Genomic DNA, 19,415 nt, shown 5'->3' with positions numbered 1-19,415 from the left:
ATTAAGAAAATTATTGAAGTGGGGAGGGTGAGAAAAAGCCTTTACAGGCGTTGTTATTATGGTAGAAGAAAATGGTTATCTAGCAAAACGAGAAGCGCGCTTAAGAAACAAAACTTTAAATTTGAGGGTTTCCCAGAAAGATCTCGATAAGATAGAGTTTTGTTCTAAGGAGTTAGGATATAACAAGTCTGAGATTCTTAGATTAGGCGTTGAAAAACTTTATGAAGAAATAAGTAGTAAAAAATAGAAAGAGTCCTCGAATGAGGACTTTTTTGAATTTTAATACCAACACAAGTTTTTAATAATGGGTATAAAACAATAGGGTGATAAAATGAAAGATTATAATGATGTATTAGATTTTTGGTTTGCACCAGAAAATATTGATAAGCAGTTTGACGAAGATGAAGACTTTGACAAATTGATTGAAGATAAGTTTTTAGACACATGGGAGAAAGCTAAAGAAGGTCTTTTAGTAGGGTGGCGTGATAATCCAAAAGGTAGACTTGCCGAGATAATCGTGTTGGACCAGTTTTCAAGAAATATGTTTAGACATGATATTAGAACCTATACACAGGATAAGATGGCCATTGCCCTTGCTCAGGAATTGGTTTTAAGTGATGACTATGAAGAACTTTCAGAAGATGAGAAAAAGTTTGCATTATTACCTTTTATGCATTCAGAATCATTAGAGCTTCATAAGTGGGCAAGACCATATTTTGAAGAACTTGGTGAAGATACCTTACACTTTGAGGATGCACATTTAGAGGTATTAAAAAGATTTGGACGCTATCCATATCAAAACTACGATTTAAATAGAGAATCAACTCCAGAAGAGATAGAAGCACTTAAAATTAATAAAGATGGATTCTATAGAAAAAAGGAAAATAAATAATTATAGGATTTTAATCCTATTGTAAGGAAAGGTGCCCATCTTTCACTCATATAGGGTGTGGGATGGGTGCTTGATTTATCTAAATATGATATAATATTTTATCAGCAGTAAATAAATTTCTTTTTATGCTGAAAAATTTGTATTTTCTAGTAGATTATACAAGGTCATATTAAAGGAGTTTTTTATGTCTTTTACAACGCAGACTTTTCTTTTTATATTTTTTCCATTGAGTATGATTTTGTACCATGGAATAAGATTTTTAGGTTTAAATAAAACTTTTTCACATTTTTTAGAAAAATATAGGATTGAAGACCTGACTATTATTGGAATAAGCTTTGTCTTTTATAGTTGGGCTTTTTTTAGTGATAGTTTTCGATTTTTAATCTATATATTTACCGTTTTCTTTTTAGGGAAGGCAATTGAAAAGTACAAGAATTTCAGTGTGGCTATGACAGTTAATGGCGAAGGTGAAAATAACCAAAAAATAACTGCAGCCCTACCAATATTATTTTTATCTATAGTTATTGTTTTATTTGTATTGATTCATTTTAAATACACTGGACTTATAGCTCAAGCTTGGAACTTTTTATTTAGAGATGGTATAAAGGCGAAGTCTTACTTAGCACCTTTAGGAATATCCTTTATAACTTTTAGCGCCATATCCTACTTGGTCGACATCTATAGAGGAGACGCTAGTGCAGGAAGCTTAATTGACTGTGCACTTTATCTGTTATTTTTCCCAAAGGTGATTTCAGGTCCAATAGTATTATGGAAGGACTTTTCAAGGGAAATATATGTAAGAAAAATCGATGTTGATTCTTTTTCAAGTGGAATAAATAGGATAATGATAGGTTTTTCCAAGAAGTTGATTCTTGCCGACACCTTTGGAGAATGTATAGCTTTAGCATCGGATGCAATCGATGTACCAACTTCTTGGGGAGTTGCATTGTTGTATATGTTACAGATATACTTCGATTTTTCTGGGTATTCAGATATCGCTTTAGGATTATCAAATTTGATGGGTTTTGATTTTCAAGAAAATTTCAATTTTCCATATTTGTCCCAGTCAATTACAGAATTTTGGAGAAGATGGCATATTTCATTGGGAAAATGGTTTAGAGAATATGTATATTTTCCATTGGGAGGAAGCAGAAGGTCGGAAAGACGTACAATTTTAAATGTTGCTATAGTTTTTACCCTTACAGGTATTTGGCATGGAGCAGGTTGGACCTATATGCTATGGGGAATGGTAAATGGGCTTTGTAATATAATAGAAAAGCTTGTATCACAAAAAAATTGGTATAAGAAAACTCCTAAAATAATAAAGTGGTTATACGCTATGACCATCACTTTTTTCAGCTGGGAATTATTTAGATTTAGTAGTTTTTCCGAATTTACCAGATGGTTTAAAATTATGTTTGGAAGAGTTTCCTTTGAAAATATTCCATATACTTGGAGATATTACTTTGATAATAGAATGATCTTTTTGGTAATTATGGGAGTTATTGGAGCAACGGTCTTTGGTTTGCCAAGTATACAAGAAAAATATAAGAATTTTGTGAAGAAACCAATGGGATATGCAATAAAAGAGATAGTCTTTATCGGACTTTTTATTATATCCATTTTATTCATGGTAAATTCCACCTACAGTCCATTTATTTATTTCCAATACTAAGAAAGGGTTAATTATGAAAAAGTTTAAATTAATTTTTATAATTTTGTTTATCTTAATTATATTGGCGCCTCTAATGGCTTTTAATATAAAACCAAATTCCATATCCCAGATAGATAATAGGGCCTTAACGGAAAATCCATTTACCCTAGAAGGAGATTTAACACAAAATATTGAATCCTATGTAAACGATAGATTAGGATTTAGAGATGAGATGATAACATCCTATACGGTTTTAAATGATAGACTATTTAATAAGATGGTACATCCGTCATATACCTATGGAAAAGATGGTTATGTATTTGGTGGGGGAGTAAGTACTAGTAATGATTTTGGTGATTTTCATATGATTTTTGCTGATATGATAGAAAAAGTTCAGCATTATTGTCAAGAAAGGAATATCCCCTTTCTATTTGTGTTCAATCCTGCAAAGCCTGCTATTTATCAAGACAAGATAGCAGAAGGGGTCAACTATAATAGACAGTGGGTGGATCTATTTTTTAAGGAATTAGAAAGACGAAATATAGACTACTTGGACAATACTGGGACCATGGTGGAGCTAAGGGATAAGGGCATTCAAGGGTTTAATATTAAATATGATGCAAATCATTGGAATGATATAGGTGCATTTTATGGCAGTAATGCCATTTTAGAGAAATTAAAAGAAAAAAATGAAAATATCCATATAAATAAGTTGGATGAATTTATTCAAACAAAAACTTTGGAAAAATCTCTTTTAGTCTCAAAGTTTCCAATTGACGAGACTGTTCTGAAATTGAAATTAAAGCAAAAACCAAAGAGTTTATATGAGGATTATTTTTCCGAGCTTAAAATTAATCCTTCCTATCCTGGATTTGGATATTTTATAAATGAGTCCAAAAATGTGGAGAACACCCCTAAAGCCTTGGTTTTTCAAGGAAGTTATATGAATAAATTGGGATATAAATACTTTATAAATGCATTTAATGAATATATCCACGTTCATGACTACCAAAATATTATCGAATTTCCCTATTATTTTAATATTTTCCAGCCTGAATGTGTAATCTTTGAAGTTGCAGAGTATACGGTTATAGAAAATTACTTTGATTTAGAGAGAATGAAAGCCATAGACTTTAATCCTTCTTTGGATAACTTATCTGAAGAAGATTATGATGAACTGGACTTAGAGGATGAGGACATTAAAGTAGATAAGGGCAAAACCTTAACAAAGATAAATTTGAACACAGACGAGACCTATTCCTATATTTGGCTTTCAAAAGGTGGCATCTTCGATATGTATAAAGTAGAGGGAGGATATGAAACCACAATGGAAACGAAAAAATTTGAAAGTATAAAGGATAGTATTAAAATATATGTCAAAAGTGCCAAAAGTAATTAATGGAAAATTCTTTTTCTATGCAAAGGGAAAGAGAAATATCCTTCGGGGACTGTAGTCTACAAGTCTTAAAGTATTTATATGCTATAATAACTGGGGAGAAAGGATTGTGTTATGAACTTACTAATTATTACTTTGGTGCTTCTATTGGCCCTCCTTGGCCATAGATTTTCTGATAGAGTGGGATTGCCATCCCTTTTGTTATTTATACTTCTTGGAATGTCCTTCAACTTTTTAGGATATAATTTTTCTGACTTTGAGTTATCCGATAAGATTGCGAAAGTTTCTTTAATGATAATTATGTTCTATGGTGGATTTGGGACCAATTGGACCATGGCAAAACCTGTTTCTAAACCTGCCATCGTCTTATCTAGTTTAGGGGTTGTAGTAACTGCGCTACTCACAGGAGCATTTTGCTACTTTTTCTTAAATTTCGATCTTTATGAAGCGATGTTACTTGGTTCTGTCGTAGGATCTACAGACTATGCCTCCGTATCTTCAATTTTAGTCTCAAAGAATTTGAATTTGAAATACAATACAGCACCCTTTTTGGAGCTAGAAAGTGGTTCCAACGACCCGGCTGCCTATACTATGACAATGGTTTTTCTAACGATAATTGCAGGACAAGAAATCTCTGTGCCCCTTCTTATTTTTAAACAGGTTATTTTTGGAATAGGTTTAGGCTTTTTAATTGGTTTTTTTCTTTTAAAAATTGTCAATATGAATCATTTAAGAGACGATGGCCTATTGGTTGTTTTATTTGCTGCTATAATGTTTGGAACCTTTAGTCTTACTGAGTTAATGGGAGGAAATGGATACTTAGCTCTTTACATACTTGGGATATATATTGGAAATAAGCAATTTCATGGAAAAAGGGATATAGTTTTCTTCTATGATGGACTGTCATCCCTAGTTCAAATTGGATTATTCTTTTTATTAGGATTTTTATCTAATATAGACATACTATTAAAAGTATTGCCAATTTCCCTAATCATAATGATTGCCATGGCGCTAGTAATCAGACCATTGACAGTTTTTGGCTTGATGATTCCCTTTAAACTGGATAAGAAACAACTAGGAATAATCTCTCTAGCGGGACTTAGGGGAGCTGCTGCAATTGCCTTCGCCATAATGGTGGTCAATAGTAAAGTTGATATTTCCATTGACATATTTCATATAGTCTTTGGAATTTGTTTGTTTTCTTCCTTCATTCAAGGGTCATTGATGCCAATTGGAACTAGGGTTTTATCCATGTTAGAACCTAATGATACCGTTTTAAAGACTTTTAACTATTATCAAGATAAGTCGGATCTAGGCTTTATTCAAACGGAGATAAAACCAGGAAATAGGTGGATAGGACGACGTATTAAGGATTTAACTCATACTTTTAATATTATTGTGGCAAAAATAGAAAGAGACAATAAGACTTTAGTTGCAAAGGGAAATACTGTTATAAAAGAAGGGGACATTGTGGTTTTAGGGGGAGAGACTCATTTCGATAAAACTGGACATGACTTAACGGAGATAACTTTAGCAAAAAACCATCCTTGGTCAAACAAAAAGGTGTCGGAGATAAAAATGAAGGATACTGAACTCATTATAATGTTACAGAGAAAAGAGGGTGGAGTCATCGTACCAACAGGTGATACAATTTTACATCCAGAGGACAAAATTGTTATTATTAGAGAATGATTTATAAAACTGTATATTCTACATTAAAAAAAGTCCGGTTATTCCGGACTTTTTTAGTACCCAAAATAGATTACTAGAATTCATCATAGAAGATTCTATCCGCTGGAACTTTCTTTTCACCAAGTGACTTTACAATACCTTCTATCATCCTAGGGCTACCACATAGGTAAGCTGTGTAGGTTGTGTCTTCATCTACATATTTATCAATAGAATTATTTACACGACCTGTGTCTCCATCCCAATTATGTTCAGGGGTGGTTCTAGAAAGTGTAGGCATAAATTTAAAGTCATAGAGATCTTTTTCAAATTGTTTCATCTCATCGACTAAGAATAGATCTGATGGTGTTCTAGCGCCAAAGTAGAATCTGGTTTTCTTTTTAATATCATTGTCTCGCATGTGATTTAGAATAGACCTAATAGGTGCAAAACCTGTACCTGCTGCTATTAGTAAAATCTCTTCACTATCGTCATCGTGATAGTAAAAATCGCCATAAGGACCGTTTATTAAGACCTTATCGCCTACTTTTAGCACCTTGTGTACATAGGTTGAACAAATTCCCATGGTGTATCCAATTAAGAACTCCACATGTTTTGTATCCTTGATGGAGGATGCCACTGAATAGGCTCTAAAGACTTCCTCGTCACAACCTTCATATCCTTCACCAGAAGGGTATGGTATGGTTTTAATCTGCATAAATTGACCAGGTTTGAAGTTTATAGTCTCTCCTTCAGGAAGTTCGAATCTAAGACGTACTATCTTATCCGTCATAGGTTCTTTTTCCACAAGAGTCATTTCATATTCTTTTACATTGAACAACTCTTCTGGTATTTGAATATGCATATCGGATTTAACTTTAACCTGACAAGAAAGTCTGACATTGTCCTGTAATTCCTCTGGGCTAAGCCAAGGTTTTTCAGTCGCAAGAACTGGACCTGCTCCATCTAGTACCTTTACTTTACAGTATCCACAGGAACCTTTACCTCCACAAGCGGAAGGAATAAAGATTTTTTGTGCTACCAATGAGGAAAGTAGAGACTGTCCTCCTTCTACGTCATATTCTTTTTCGTCGTTGATTATTATTTTTACTTCGCCATAATCTGCTATATATTTATCTGCCAGGGTCAGTAATAGGGCAATTAGAACTGATATGCTCGTTACTATCCCTGTGGAAATTAAAATCATATTCATAATATCACCTACGATATGGAAACTATTCCTGAGAAACCTATAAAGGCAAGGGCCATTATACCTGTGATAATCAAGGTTATAGGTGCGCCTCTTAGTCCTTCAGGAAGGGAGTTTTCATTTATTCTAGATCTAATACCTGACATTGAGATTATTGCCAATGCCCAACCTAAACCTGAACCCAGTCCAAAGAATAGGGATTGCATAAAATTATACTCTCTGATTACCATAAAAAGTGAAACACCAAGAATGGCACAGTTTACGGTTATTAGTGGTAGGAAAATTCCTAGGGCATAGTATAGGTTTTCTACGTATTTTTCCAATATCATTTCAAGTAATTGAACAAAGGCTGCAATTACAATGATGAATACGATAAATCTCAAGTATTCTAATCCAAAATATTCTAGTAGTTGATAAACAAAGTAATTTAAAACTGTGGTAACAGTTAAAACAAAGGTTACTGCTACTCCTAGGCCTGTTGCAGTCTCAACTTCTTTACTAACGGCAATAAAGGAACACATTCCCAAAAAGTTTGAAAATATCATATTGGAAGTAAAGATTGAGGCAAAGAAAATAACTAATGGATGAATTGTCATTGTTTTTTCACCTCTTCCTTTTTATTTACAAGGTTATAAACTATCCACATTATTATAGGAAGTATAAAGAATGCTCCTGGTGGCATTACCATTAAAGTCCATGGCACAAAGCCTTCTGGCATTATTCTAAAGCCAAATATTGAACCAAATCCCAATATTTCTCTTATAATGGATACTGCTAGTAAAACCAAAGTATATCCAATTCCCGCTGCAAAACCATCCACTAATGAATTTAATGGAGGGTTAGAAATTGCATAGGCTTCCGCTCTTCCCATGATTATACAGTTGGTAATTATCAACCCAACATAGGGTCCAAGGGTCTTGCTCATGGAAGGCATATAGGCCTTTAAAAATATATCCACTATTATTACGAAGAAGGATATTATAAATACTTGCACTACCATCCTAATATGTTTAGGTGTAATATCCTTTAGTAATGAAATAAAGAAGGATGAGAGGGCAGTGGTAAAGGTTAGGGCTAAACCCATTATTAAAGAGTTTAAAGCCAGGTTGGTCACCGCCAAAGCAGAGCAAATTCCGATTACTTGTATAAGTACTGGGTTATCGGTGATGATTCCAGACTTAATAATCTTTTTGTATTTGTTCATTAATTAGACCCTCCTTCTTTTTGTATAAATTCCTTTAAGTTTTTATTTACCATATCGGTTACAAAAGTAGAAGTTTGAGTTGCACCTGCAATGGCATCGACATTACCACCTTGGGCAGGCTTATTTATAACATATTTATCTCCTTGAGGATTTGAGATGTCGATTCCTCTATATTGTTCCTTATATGGAGATTCGGAAATTCTACCTCCAAGTCCTGGCGTTTCACTTTGACTTACAAATTCTATACCAGTTGTTTCGGTAAAATCTTTATTAACTCCCAGATATCCTGTAATTGTTCCCCAAAGGCCAGGGCCAACAAAGGGTACAGCATATCCTTGAACTTCTCCATCTTTGTTATATACAAAGTATTTTGTATCTTCATAGTCTTTTTCCTCAATATTTTCAGAAAATACCTTGTCAATCTCTTCTGGATTTGTAGAATCTACAGGAATGTTAAATACATATAGTATTTTATCCTTCAATTCTATTTCCGAATTGAACTCTACAATAGGTGTTGTAATCTTATTTATAAAGGCTAAGATAAACACAAGGACAGCTGATAAAATTAGCATAAAGACAATAGGATACATAACAGATTTCTTATTCATTAATTTGTCTCCTTTGCTACTTTATTCTTCTTTGCTTGTTTCCTTTGTCTAACGACATAATCCATAATAGGTCCAAAGATATTACCTATAAGAATTGCAAACATCATTCCTTCTGAGAAAAGTGCAAATCCTCTAATTATTACAGATACGATTCCTATGATAATTCCATAAATAAATTTTGCAGGTCTTGTCTTTGGAGCAGAGATGGGATCTGTTGCCATAAAGACAGTACCTAGTAAAAATCCTCCTGATAACATGGAGAATATTGGATTAGGAACGGATTCAACTTTCATAAAGTTGAAAATTAAAGTCATTGCTGTTAAGCCCGCCACGCATGATACCATTATCTCCCAAGAAGCAACTTTCTTGTAAATGATATATATGGCGCCAATAAGTATAAGAAGTTTTGATGTTTCACCAATTGCTCCAGGAATATTTCCTAGAAACAAATCCATGTAATTAGTAATTTGTCCGCCATTTCTAAAGGCGAGCATCGGTGTTGCAGTAGTAACTTGGTCAATCATAGGATTCATCCACTTGTTTAAAGAGCCTATTCCACCAAGAACTGCTTCGTTCCAATTGATAGTCAATGGTTGAGGGAAGTTGACATAAACAAAAACCCTTCCTACTAAAGCAGGGTTGAATACGTTTTTACCAAACCCACCAAAGACCGCTTTTCCAAAGAATATTGCAAATGCAATACCAAGTGCAGACATCCAAAAAGGTATGGATACCGGCAATGTCATAGTATAGAGAACTGCAGAAATAAGTGCTGCTTCAGAGATTTTCTTTCTATTGTAAATCTTGTGTTCTGTTATAAATTCTACAAGACAAGCTACAATGATGTTGAAAATCGTCAGACCTAAAACTCTCCAACCAAAAGCATAGATTGAGAAGAGTAATATAGGTAAGAGAGCAATCAAAACCGTTCTCATCATTTTTTGTTTCATAAAATATTTTTCATATAATGAAACCATTAACTCACCCCCGTTACTATGATTATAACACTTTTAGAATTTAAAATTCATATTAATTTGGTTTTGTTACAAAAAACCCTTAAAAAGGGCAAAAAATTTTAGGGTATAATGAAAACATGGGTTATCAAAACTCTGAAAATATTCGATGTTTTTAAAATGATAAATTTGTGGGAGGTATTATGAATCATATAAAAGTAGAAATTTTTGTCCCTTTTAATGCTTCTGAAAATTTGATGAAAGAGATCAATAATTTAGGGGTATTAAAAGAAAACAATTATGACTATTGTTTTTCTGAAACAGTGGTTAAAGGTCACTTTAGACCATTGAAGGGATCCAATCCGACCATCGGAAATATAGATAAGATAGAAGTAGTAGATGAGAGAAAGTTGGAATTTAGAATTTTTGAAAGGGATTTAAAAAAGGTTCATTCATGTATTTTAAAGAATCATCCCTATGAAGTTCCTGTAGTAAATTATATAAGACTGTTAGAGGTAGACGATGAAGATTAAAATTAAAGATAGTTACGAATTTGAGGAGATTAAAAATTTATTAATCGGATCCTATTGCCTAGGGGTTCTACAAGAAGATGAAAATTTTCCTATAACATCCAAAAATGGAAAATTAGAACTATTTAACGGATTGGATAATTTGGAAAAGCATTTTAAAAAGGACGATTATTCTAACAAAAGGCCTTTAGAAAATATGAAGTTTGAATATTCTAGGCCGTTTTCTAGAAAACCTGAAACCTTGGAATGCCTATTTTCTCCAGACTTTTTAATGAGGGATACTAATGGAGATGGCCTTTGTGACGATGCTGACTTCTCTGTAGTAGTTGAAGATACAAGTCCATTCATAGTTGAAGCCCTTTCTAACTTAATGTATCGATTTGGACTAGAGGCCACGGGAGGCAAGTTACCTAAAATAATAGCGGAAGAAAATGATGAAAATTTTGTGAAATTCGTAAAAGATGATAGAATTTATATTGAATTTTCAAAAAATTCACCTAAGCAAATTTTAATTCATGGAGATGGTGAAGATCTTGTAAAATTTGTAGTGGATTTATGTCGAAATTTCCCCTTCATGGATAATAAAACAGACTTATTTGACTATATAAAGCAACTGGAAGAGATGTTTTCTTTAAAAACCGTGGAAGGTCAATATGTTTTTTTAAATTCTACTAAAATTGACAAAGATGGTTCTGATTTTCTAAATTCCATAGGGGTTTCATGTGATAATTTTTATAAAGACGACTTTTGTTATTTTGAACCGAACTTTTTACAAAAGTTTCCTCAAGTAAAAGAAGAATTTCCAAATATGAATATAAAATCCTATAAGGATCCTAAGGAGATTTGGTCAAAGGACTTTGAAGTCTCATGGGAAGTGGATGAGTTTCTAAATATTCTAGAAAAAAATCTATCTTCAATTGAACTTTCTGACGAAGTCGAAGTATTTGGAATTTTAAGTGAGGATGACGAAACTTTAAATTCCTTGGAACTGAAGATAAAGAAAAGACTTAACTTCTTACAAATCCCTGCTAAGATTAACTTGGTAAGTGGGTACAAACAAGGGATTTCATATTTTATAAGACAGATATATCCACAGATAAAAGATAAGAAAATTGAAAATATCGTGATTAATTTCAATCCGTTTTTACAAGAGGGGCAGGAATTTGAAGACTTAGAATCTGGATCTGTTCCAAGTTATTCTATTGAGGAAGGAAGCACTCAAAAGTTTTTAGATATGCCCATAAGACTTTTGCAAGAGCTTTATCCAATCGATGATATAATCGAAAAACTTCTCGGAATAAGTAGGGAGAAAGTAACTTTTCAAATGAATGAAGTTGTCAAAGAGGCTGACTATGAATTTATCATCCATGGATTCAATGGGAAAGAAGAAGTTTTTAAATATTCTCCTAAATTATCTGAAAAGCCATATTTAAAGGAATACCCAAATCTTGGTTTGGTTCATCCAAATACAGGTTATTTTAGAATTGATGTAAATGGCCAAGTTTTAAATGAACAGAATATTAAAACCGATGTTGAAAAAATTTGGGATATATATCAAGAAAATGTATTGCCGAAAGTCCTAGAGATAGTTCAAGAAAATTCTGGTGTATCGGAATCTGATCAACCGTTTTTTAACTGCCTAAAGCTTGAGGTTGAGGCTTCTGAGCCAGATATGGATTTGGAAATTAGGCAGGATAGGATTTCTTCTTTAGAGGGACTACATCAAGATATGTATTTTTGTGGTCTGGACTATTTTTCTCAGTATGGTTTAAAGAATGAAAAAGGGAATTTAGATAGCCCTGGATTGATCCTGCCAAAGATAAAAAAAAGAAATGGTAAGCCGAAATTTAAGGCAAGTCTTTATAAAAACATGGGAAAGTCTCCAGGAATCTTTGAGAAAGATTGTCCTAGGGTATTGACTTCTGACGGCAAAAAGCCAGTCTTTAAGGTTGAAGAAATCGGTTATAATTGCGGAGAACTGAAGATATATTTAGACACGAATCTACATTACGCAGTTTTAGAATCTCTAAGTGACTTAGTTAAGAGCAATAAGATTAAGATCTATCCCTTTTTAAAAAATTTTAAAAAGAAAGACTTTCAAATTGTATTTAGAAATGATAATGGTGAATATCCTATGGTTTCAGAGGTTGAGAAGTCTAAAGATACTGTAAAGGTAGAGGATATCAATTTTTATGAAGATGAAATCATAGATTATGATAGATATTTAAAGATTATCAATGAACTTAAAAAGATAGATAGGGTCAATGTGGTTGAAAGGGGAAGGTCTTACTTAGGTAGATCTATTTATTCCATTGAATTTACAAAGACATTTGTATCTAGAAGAAATCAAGTTATGTCTAAACCTACTCTTTTTATTAATAATAGACATCATGCCAATGAAGTATCTTCCACAAATGCAGCCTTTATGCTGATAAAGAAAATATTGACCGATGATAGGTATAAGGACTTAGAAGAGGACTTGAACTTGATAATAGTTCCTATGGAAAATGTTGATGGAACTCAAATACATTATGAATTGCAGAAGGAGAATCCTAATTGGAAACTTCATGTGGCAAGATTTAATTCCTTAGGTAAGGAATTCTTTAGAGACTGCTTCAATGAAGATACTATTCATAGTGAGGCCCACGCCTTTACGAGAATCTATCACAGATATTTACCAGATATGGTAATTGACAATCATGGAGTTCCTAGCCACGAATGGGATCAACAATTCTCTGGTTATTCTTCCCCATCCTATAGGGGATTTTGGCTACCGAGAAGCTTAATGTATGGATATTTTTGGTATGTTAAAGGCGATGACTTTAGTGATAATTTCCATATGAATAAAGTCATAGAAGAGGAAATTGCTAAGGGCTTTGAAAGAAATATAGAATTTACAAAATCCAATTTGGAATGGAAAGATAGGTTCGAAAAGTATGCCCATAGCTATATGCCAAATATGTTTCCTGCGAAATACTACAAAAATATGATTCACTATTGGGTTGGTTTTGACTACGATATAAATCATCGTTACGTTTCAATTAAATATCCTCATATCACCTCTGTAGCCTACACTTCAGAAGTTGCTGATGAGACGGCTCAAGGAGAATATTTAAATAAATGTGCAAGGGCACATCTTCTACACGACGAGATAATTATTGACCTAATTAGAAAGCAGGACGTAAAGGTTTTTAAAAATTTCGAAAATAATGGCAATGCCGTTATTATATATAATAAAAGGCTTAGGCCTTTAGTTAAGGAGGAAAAATGGAATATTTAAAATTATTAGGTATTTTAGTTGTTATTCTTGGTTTTGCATTAAAATTTAATTCAATTTTAATCATCATAGTCGCAATGATTACAACTGGATTACTAGGTGGACTCAGTCCGCTAGAGCTTTTAAGTGTTATTGGTGAAACTTTTGTTGCCAATAGAGCAATGGCAATTTTCATTTTAATAATGCTTGTTACAGGAACATTGGAGAGAAATGGATTAAAGACTGCAGCTTCCAATTTAATTGGAAAGTTTAAGTCAGCGACTCCAGGTAAAATTATAGGCATCTATGGAGTTATGAGAGGGATTTTTGGTGCCTTTAACGTCGGATTTGGCGGTGTAGCAGGTTTTGTAAGGCCTATTATCATGCCAATGGCTCAAGGTGCAATTGAAACCACCGAAGGGCATGTAGATGAACTATATCTGGATAAGGTTAAAGGTATGGCATCGGGAATGGAAAATATAATCTGGTTCTTTACTCAAGTACTATTTGTAGGTGGGTCTGGTGCCCTCTTAGTTCAAGGAACTTTGAAATCTCTAGGCTATGAAGTGGAATTGATAGAACTTGCCAAGGTTGAAATTCCTGTTGCATTATTTGCTGTTATCTTTACTGTTGGATACTATATCTTAAGGGATAATAGACTTAGAAAGAAATTTTACGGTGTAAAGAATAGGGAGGTGGCATAATGGGTTTAGATTTTTTCACATCGGCTGATGTCACTTTAGGACAAAAGATATTGGAAATCATCTATGTAATCATAGGTTTGATATCCATGTATACGGGTATTAAAAATTTGAAGGATGATGAAAATCCTGAAAAATTTGGAACATTTCTATTTTGGTTTATTCAAGGTATTGTAATTGCCTTTGGAAGATTTATTCCAAATGTAGTAAATGGTATTTTGATAATCCTAATGGTAATTCCCGCAATTATTGGTAAAGTCAAATCTGGAAAGGACAGTTCTCCAACCCACGATGAAGTTACCAAGGCCTTCGACAAGATTGGTATGAAGATTTTTATACCAGCTTTGGCAATAGGAGTATTTGCAGTTGGATTTGCACTATTTACCGACTTAGGAGCTCTAGTTGGTGTAGGAGCGGGAATTCTAGCAAGTATGATAATTCTTATGTTCTATTCAAAGGACAATAAGTTTAAAGTCTTTTTAAATGATTCAGAAAGACTATTGTCACAGGTGGGACCACTTTCTACACTGCCAATGCTACTTGCTTCTCTTGGAGGAGTGTTTACTGCAGCTGGAGTAGGTGAAATCATAGCCAATATAGTTGGTAAGATAATCCCTGAAGGCAATATAAATGTTGGAATTATCGTCTATGCACTGGGAATGATGTTATTTACTATGATAATGGGTAATGCCTACGCTGCCATCACCGTTATGACTGTAGGCATCGGAGGTCCGTTTGTTTTAGCCCATGGAGCAAATCCTGCATTAGTGGGTATGCTAGCCTTAACTTGTGGATACTGTGGAACTCTATTGACTCCTATGGCTGCAAATTTCAATATTGTGCCCGTTGCTCTTTTGGAGATGAAGGACAATTCTGGTGTTATTAAAGCTCAGATTATACCTGCTTTGGTGATGATAGTTTTCCAAATTGCATATATGATAATGTTCAAATAGAAAGATTTGTAAAAAAAGAAAAACTTTTATGGAAAGGTGAGATATATGAAAATTTTAGTTACGGGATTTGATCCCTTTGGTGGAGAAAGTATAAATCCTGCATATGAAGCGGTGAAGGATTTACCTGATCAAATTCAAGGAGCTACAATAATAAAAAAAGAAATACCAACAGAATTTAAAAGAAGTGGAGAGGTTTTAAAGGAACTTGCTCTAGAATACAAGCCGGATGTGATCCTTTGTGTAGGTCAAGCTGGAGGAAGATCTGGAATAACCGTTGAAAGAGTTGCCATAAACTTAGCAGAGGCTAGAATCGCTGACAATGTTGGTTTTCAACCTTCAGATTTAGAGATAATTGAAGGAGGCAAGCCAGCGTATTTTGCAACTTTACCAGTCAAGAATATGGTAGAAAAAATACGTGAAAGAGGATTACAGGGAAATATTTCCTATACTGCTGGAACTTTTGTATGTAACTCTATTATGTACAATGCACTGGCAATTGCAGAAAAGGAGCTACCAGGAGCGATAGCTGGGTTCATTCACGTTCCTTTCTTGCCAGAACAAGTTACTTCAAAGGCAGAAGGAACCCCTTCAATGAGCAAGGCCTCTATAACTGCGGGATTACAAGCTGCAATTGAAGCAATAATAGAATACGATGGAAAAGAAGCGGAAATAAAAGTTGGAGAGACACATTAATCCGATAAATCAGATAGATAGGGGGCTCGTCTTTGAGTCCTCTATTTTTTAGATTTAAAAAAAGAGGAACCTAATATTTAGGTCCCTCAAAAAAAGGAATATCTTGTAAGCTATTCAGTTCGGATTGCGTCAATTGCAGATATTTTTGTCGCTCTAATAGCAGGCAATAAACCTGACAACAATCCGATTAATGCAGAGAATAGGGCAGAAACTCCCATCAGCCATATTGGGATATAGGAGCTCATTCCCATTCCACCTTCAGAAGGGTCTAAACCTGTTTTGAACAGATATTTATTCAATAGAAATGAAACTAAACAGGAAAAGGCAATTCCTAAGATTCCACCAATAAACCCTACTAATGTAGACTCTATTAAGAAGATGTCTCTTATGTTTTTTATGGAAGCTCCAACTACCTTCATAATCCCAATTTCCCTAGTTCTTTCATATATGGACATAATCATGGTGTTGGCTATACCTATAGCTGCAACTAATAAAGCTACAGCTCCAATTGCACCAAAAACCTTTTGTACAATCTTTACTTGTTCTTGCATACTTTCGTTAAATTCTAAATTGGATTGTGTAAAATATCCCATTTCATTAAATTCGTCCTGGAGGGGTTTAACATCTTCCAACTCCTTTGCTTTAACCATTACATAGGAATAGGGAATATCTTTTTCAGAAATCTTCTTTGGCTTTTCTTCACCATATAAATTTAGTTTCATAGATTCCATATAAAGTTTTTTTGCTGTTTTGTAATTTACAAAAATTTCTGGCATATACATATCCCCACCAGTCATCTTACCAATGGGTTTTAAATTAAAATCCATATAGGTCTTTTCTCCAGTTTCTATCTCCGCCGACATATCTTGATAACCAATTCTTAAAGTTGGCTTTTCCTTCATGAGATCTATATTTTCTATAGGGACACCCGTTCTCTCGTCAAAGAATTCCACATTAGCGTAGACAAATTCCAAATCAGAGTTTTGTGTAATGTTTTTGCCTTCTTGGATTTGATATCCAAACTCTTCCATTTTATTTATATCAACACCCTTTATAGGGGCATAGGTGGAGTGGTTTTTTACCATTAAATTGCCATCCATTACCTCAATTACAGGAAATACAGCTCTGACTTTATCCATGGCCTCAAAAGTCTTTAACTTAGCCTCATTTAACTCTTTTGCTTTATTGTTTTGAGAATTCCCACCATAATAATAATTTTGGTCGGATCTTACGGTAATATTTGTTAAACCACCCATGCTTTCGATTAACTCCTCGTTGGAACGTTGCATCCCAAGACCAAAGCTAAGCATTAGAATTATAAAAGAAGTACCGATTAGGATGGATAAGACCGTTAAGATAGTTCGAAGTTTCCTTCTACCTAAATTTCTCAAGCTGAAAATTAACAGATCATTTAATCTCATATTTGTAAATCTGAACCTTTCTTCTTAGCATCTTTCTTCTTTTTATAAATTATTCCTATAATGATTCCAAGTATAATCAATCCACCTAGGATAATAGGTAACTTGCCTAAACTATTTGTAGAATTTCCTTCTTCCATTTCTGGAGGAACTTCAGTGCTTTCATCCATGGTAGAGGCTTCCATGTTGAAGGGTTTTTCTTCAGTGTGACTTTGACCAGTCGAATCTTCATAAGTCACAAGGACTTTACCATTTATAGTTCCAGATTCAGTTGGGATTATGGTAGTTGAAAAGTGGTCTGATGCACCAGGAGCAAAGTTTCCAACAAAGTAGTTGCTACTACCATCTAAGGAAAAACCATCCCCTTGAACTTGTACCATAAAATTTGAAAGGGTGTCCTTGCCGGTGTTGAAAAAGTCCATATCCACAGTGGCAGGTTCTCCAGCCATGCCAGGATTTGTGGTAACTTCACCAAAGGAGACCTTTGCCTGTTGAACAACGGGTATACCGATAATTTCGCTTGCTGTAAACTCATTACCTTCTTTATCCTCGTACTCAAAATTTGCCGTTATAACGTAATTTTGAGCCTGGGCATTGGGAACGACAGACATCTTCATGGATTTTGAAACAGATCTTCCAGGAGCGATTCGATTTATATAAAAGGTATTTGAACTTCCTACTGGAATAAAGACAGAACCTCCAACAGTTTCTCCATTTGTCCCAGATCCACTGGTTTCGTTATTTAAAGATATTTTTATATTTCTCACAGAGTAGCTGGAGTTTGTATTGAAGAAACTCATGTTTAAAGTAAACTCTTTTCCCGCTTCCACCATTTTTGGGTTTAGGGAGTAATTGTCAATAATGAGTTTAGGTTTGTTTTTAACAGAAGGATTTGAGTTGTCATTTCCTTGGTCTGCTCCTTGGATGGATGTGTTTTGGTCTTTTCCAGTATTATCTTTGGAACTTATCATATTATAATCGCCACCTTTGTCATTGGAATTTGTATTATTTGAAGCATTGGGATTTTTGTTTGAGTCGGTAACACTATTGTTTGAATTGTCATTGTTCGTGGGTTTTTCGTCGTTGCTTGAAATATTTTTAAAATCCACATCTTTAAAAGCTAAGTCGGTTTTTAAACTAAGATTGTCTTTAATCTTTGTGCCTAAAATCTCCACATTGTAATTATCTTTGTCTAATTTTTCTAAGGCCTTTAATTTAAATACTATAACTGCTTTTTCATCTTCCTTTGCCTTTTCAACTTTGGAGCTTAAAACTTTGAAGTTCTGGTTTGGAACCATCGTGAAACAATATGTACTCAAGATGTCATAGTTCATGTTTTCAGGATAGATAAAAATTGTAAATTCCGTATCTTTTTCGATGAATTTTGGGCAAGTTTTACCATCTTTAATCACTTGTTCGATTTTATAATCCTTTAATTGGATTTCGCTTTTTTCCATATCTCCATTTTCTTTGGCAAAAGAAAAGTTTGTTATTGCCAAAAGGGAGATGATCAATAAAATAGATAATAATTGTCTTTTCATATATACCTTCCTATAAATTACTATTAATAATCTTACCGTCTTCCATAGCTATAATTTTATTAGCATAGGAGGTAAGTTCTTCATTATGAGTTACTATAATCATGGTTTGATTATTTTTGTGAATCATTTCTGTTATCAAGTCCATAATCTTTTCCGACGTATTGGAATCCAAATTTCCCGTAGGTTCATCGGCGAAGATTATTTTAGGGTTATTTGCAAAGGCTCTGGCTATTGAAACCCTTTGCTGCTGCCCTCCGGATAGCTCTTTGGGTTTGTGGTGAACTCTATCTTCAAGACCTACTTGTTTTAAGATATCAAAGGCTATTTTATTCCTTTCAGACTTTGGTATGCCCTTAAAGGCAAGTCCTAAGCTTACATTTTCCAAGGCGGTCAATATGGGTAAAAGATTATAGGATTGAAATACAAAACCTAAGTTGAGTTGCCTAAAAGTGGTTAGGTCTCTTTCGTTTAAACGATTTATATGATGCCCGCCTATTATTATTTCACCCTTATCTATTTTTTCTAATCCTGCTATACAGTTAAGCAAAGTAGACTTTCCTGAACCAGATTTTCCAAGAATGCAAAGGATATCTCCTTCGTCAAGACTAAGGGATAATCCGTTTATAGCCTTTACTACGGTGTCACCCATTTTATAAAATTTATAGATGTCTTTAATTGTTATAAGATTACTCAAAATTTCACATCCTTTATCTTTTAAATCCATTTTATCATAAAGTC

The 19,415-nt window shown here is 33.8% G+C and carries 18 protein-coding genes; 10 read left to right on the top strand and 8 right to left on the bottom strand.

Going from position 1 to position 19,415, the window contains the following annotated elements; translation table 11 throughout:
* Window positions 1-58: 58 nt before the first annotated feature.
* The 5 genes from Q1K37_RS01025 (at window position 59) to Q1K37_RS01005 (ending at window position 5,634) form a co-directional block, all read left to right on the top strand.
* Window positions 59-247, top strand: coding sequence for a hypothetical protein (locus tag Q1K37_RS01025; RefSeq protein ID WP_300408499.1), 189 nt, complete (start codon window positions 59-61; stop codon window positions 245-247).
* A gap of 84 nt (window positions 248-331) precedes the next feature.
* Window positions 332-892: a DUF924 family protein gene (locus tag Q1K37_RS01020; protein ID WP_300408498.1), complete on the top strand. Its 561-nt coding sequence runs from the start codon at window positions 332-334 to the stop codon at window positions 890-892.
* Window positions 893-1,076: 184 nt separating this feature from the next.
* A complete protein-coding gene (locus Q1K37_RS01015; protein ID WP_300408497.1) occupies window positions 1,077-2,567 on the top strand; it encodes an MBOAT family O-acyltransferase in 1,491 nt (496 codons plus the stop codon).
* Window positions 2,568-2,580: 13 nt separating this feature from the next.
* The gene (locus Q1K37_RS01010; RefSeq protein WP_300408495.1) at window positions 2,581-3,945 is read left to right on the top strand and encodes a hypothetical protein; all 1,365 of its coding nucleotides are present in this window, start codon (window positions 2,581-2,583) and stop codon (window positions 3,943-3,945) included.
* Window positions 3,946-4,056: 111 nt separating this feature from the next.
* Window positions 4,057-5,634 carry a potassium/proton antiporter gene (locus tag Q1K37_RS01005; protein ID WP_300408493.1) on the top strand — a complete coding sequence of 526 codons (1,578 nt, stop codon included), beginning with the start codon at window positions 4,057-4,059 and terminating at the stop codon, window positions 5,632-5,634.
* Between the two features lie 73 nt (window positions 5,635-5,707).
* On the opposite strand, the gene Q1K37_RS01000 is transcribed toward Q1K37_RS01005, so the two are convergent.
* Genes Q1K37_RS01000 through Q1K37_RS00980 form a run of 5 tightly spaced genes read right to left on the bottom strand, consistent with a single transcriptional unit; the run spans window position 5,708 to window position 9,609 of the window.
* A complete protein-coding gene (locus tag Q1K37_RS01000; protein ID WP_300408491.1) occupies window positions 5,708-6,823 on the bottom strand; it encodes a 2Fe-2S iron-sulfur cluster binding domain-containing protein in 1,116 nt (371 codons plus the stop codon).
* An 8-nt stretch (window positions 6,824-6,831) separates the two neighbouring features.
* Window positions 6,832-7,416, bottom strand: coding sequence for an Rnf-Nqr domain containing protein (locus Q1K37_RS00995; protein ID WP_300408489.1), 585 nt, complete (start codon window positions 7,414-7,416; stop codon window positions 6,832-6,834).
* Complete coding sequence (gene rsxE, locus Q1K37_RS00990; protein WP_300408487.1) at window positions 7,413-8,024, bottom strand: electron transport complex subunit RsxE; 612 nt, start codon at window positions 8,022-8,024, stop codon at window positions 7,413-7,415. The genes Q1K37_RS00995 and rsxE overlap by 4 nt, the downstream gene beginning before the upstream one ends.
* Window positions 8,024-8,632 carry an FMN-binding protein gene (locus tag Q1K37_RS00985; protein WP_300408485.1) on the bottom strand — a complete coding sequence of 203 codons (609 nt, stop codon included), beginning with the start codon at window positions 8,630-8,632 and terminating at the stop codon, window positions 8,024-8,026. The genes rsxE and Q1K37_RS00985 overlap by 1 nt, the downstream gene beginning before the upstream one ends.
* The gene (locus Q1K37_RS00980; RefSeq protein WP_300408483.1) at window positions 8,632-9,609 is read right to left on the bottom strand and encodes an RnfABCDGE type electron transport complex subunit D; all 978 of its coding nucleotides are present in this window, start codon (window positions 9,607-9,609) and stop codon (window positions 8,632-8,634) included. Before Q1K37_RS00980 ends, Q1K37_RS00985 begins: the two co-directional genes overlap by 1 nt.
* A gap of 179 nt (window positions 9,610-9,788) precedes the next feature.
* Here Q1K37_RS00980 and Q1K37_RS00975 point away from each other — a divergent pair, with 179 nt between their 5' ends.
* Genes Q1K37_RS00975 through pcp form a run of 5 tightly spaced genes read left to right on the top strand, consistent with a single transcriptional unit; the run spans window position 9,789 to window position 15,718 of the window.
* On the top strand, window positions 9,789-10,118 hold the full coding sequence (locus Q1K37_RS00975) for a hypothetical protein (RefSeq protein WP_300408481.1): 330 nt from the start codon (window positions 9,789-9,791) through the stop codon (window positions 10,116-10,118).
* Window positions 10,108-13,395 carry a M14 family metallopeptidase gene (locus tag Q1K37_RS00970; protein ID WP_300408479.1) on the top strand — a complete coding sequence of 1,096 codons (3,288 nt, stop codon included), beginning with the start codon at window positions 10,108-10,110 and terminating at the stop codon, window positions 13,393-13,395. Before Q1K37_RS00975 ends, Q1K37_RS00970 begins: the two co-directional genes overlap by 11 nt.
* Entirely contained in the window at window positions 13,383-14,075 is a 693-nt protein-coding gene (locus Q1K37_RS00965) for a DUF969 domain-containing protein (RefSeq protein ID WP_300408477.1), read from the top strand. The genes Q1K37_RS00970 and Q1K37_RS00965 overlap by 13 nt, the downstream gene beginning before the upstream one ends.
* Complete coding sequence (locus Q1K37_RS00960) at window positions 14,075-15,025, top strand: DUF979 domain-containing protein (RefSeq protein ID WP_300408475.1); 951 nt, start codon at window positions 14,075-14,077, stop codon at window positions 15,023-15,025. The genes Q1K37_RS00965 and Q1K37_RS00960 overlap by 1 nt, the downstream gene beginning before the upstream one ends.
* 45 nt (window positions 15,026-15,070) lie before the next feature.
* Window positions 15,071-15,718: a pyroglutamyl-peptidase I gene (pcp, locus tag Q1K37_RS00955; protein WP_300408473.1), complete on the top strand. Its 648-nt coding sequence runs from the start codon at window positions 15,071-15,073 to the stop codon at window positions 15,716-15,718.
* A 110-nt stretch (window positions 15,719-15,828) separates the two neighbouring features.
* Here the strand turns inward: pcp and Q1K37_RS00950 are convergent, their stop codons facing one another.
* The 3 genes from Q1K37_RS00950 to Q1K37_RS00940 are packed head-to-tail and all read right to left on the bottom strand — an operon-like array spanning window position 15,829 to window position 19,371.
* Window positions 15,829-17,139 carry an ABC transporter permease gene (locus tag Q1K37_RS00950; RefSeq protein ID WP_300408471.1) on the bottom strand — a complete coding sequence of 437 codons (1,311 nt, stop codon included), beginning with the start codon at window positions 17,137-17,139 and terminating at the stop codon, window positions 15,829-15,831.
* Window positions 17,136-18,677 carry a hypothetical protein gene (locus tag Q1K37_RS00945; RefSeq protein WP_300408469.1) on the bottom strand — a complete coding sequence of 514 codons (1,542 nt, stop codon included), beginning with the start codon at window positions 18,675-18,677 and terminating at the stop codon, window positions 17,136-17,138. The genes Q1K37_RS00950 and Q1K37_RS00945 overlap by 4 nt, the downstream gene beginning before the upstream one ends.
* Before the next feature lie 10 nt (window positions 18,678-18,687).
* Window positions 18,688-19,371, bottom strand: coding sequence for an ABC transporter ATP-binding protein (locus Q1K37_RS00940; RefSeq protein ID WP_366524072.1), 684 nt, complete (start codon window positions 19,369-19,371; stop codon window positions 18,688-18,690).
* Window positions 19,372-19,415 lie beyond the last annotated feature (44 nt).

It is taken from the genome of Lagierella sp. (assembly GCF_029983815.1).
Lineage (GTDB): Bacteria > Bacillota > Clostridia > Tissierellales > Peptoniphilaceae > Mediannikoviicoccus.
Note: the sequence above shows the minus strand (reverse complement) of the source record. Positions and strands in the feature narration are given on the sequence as shown.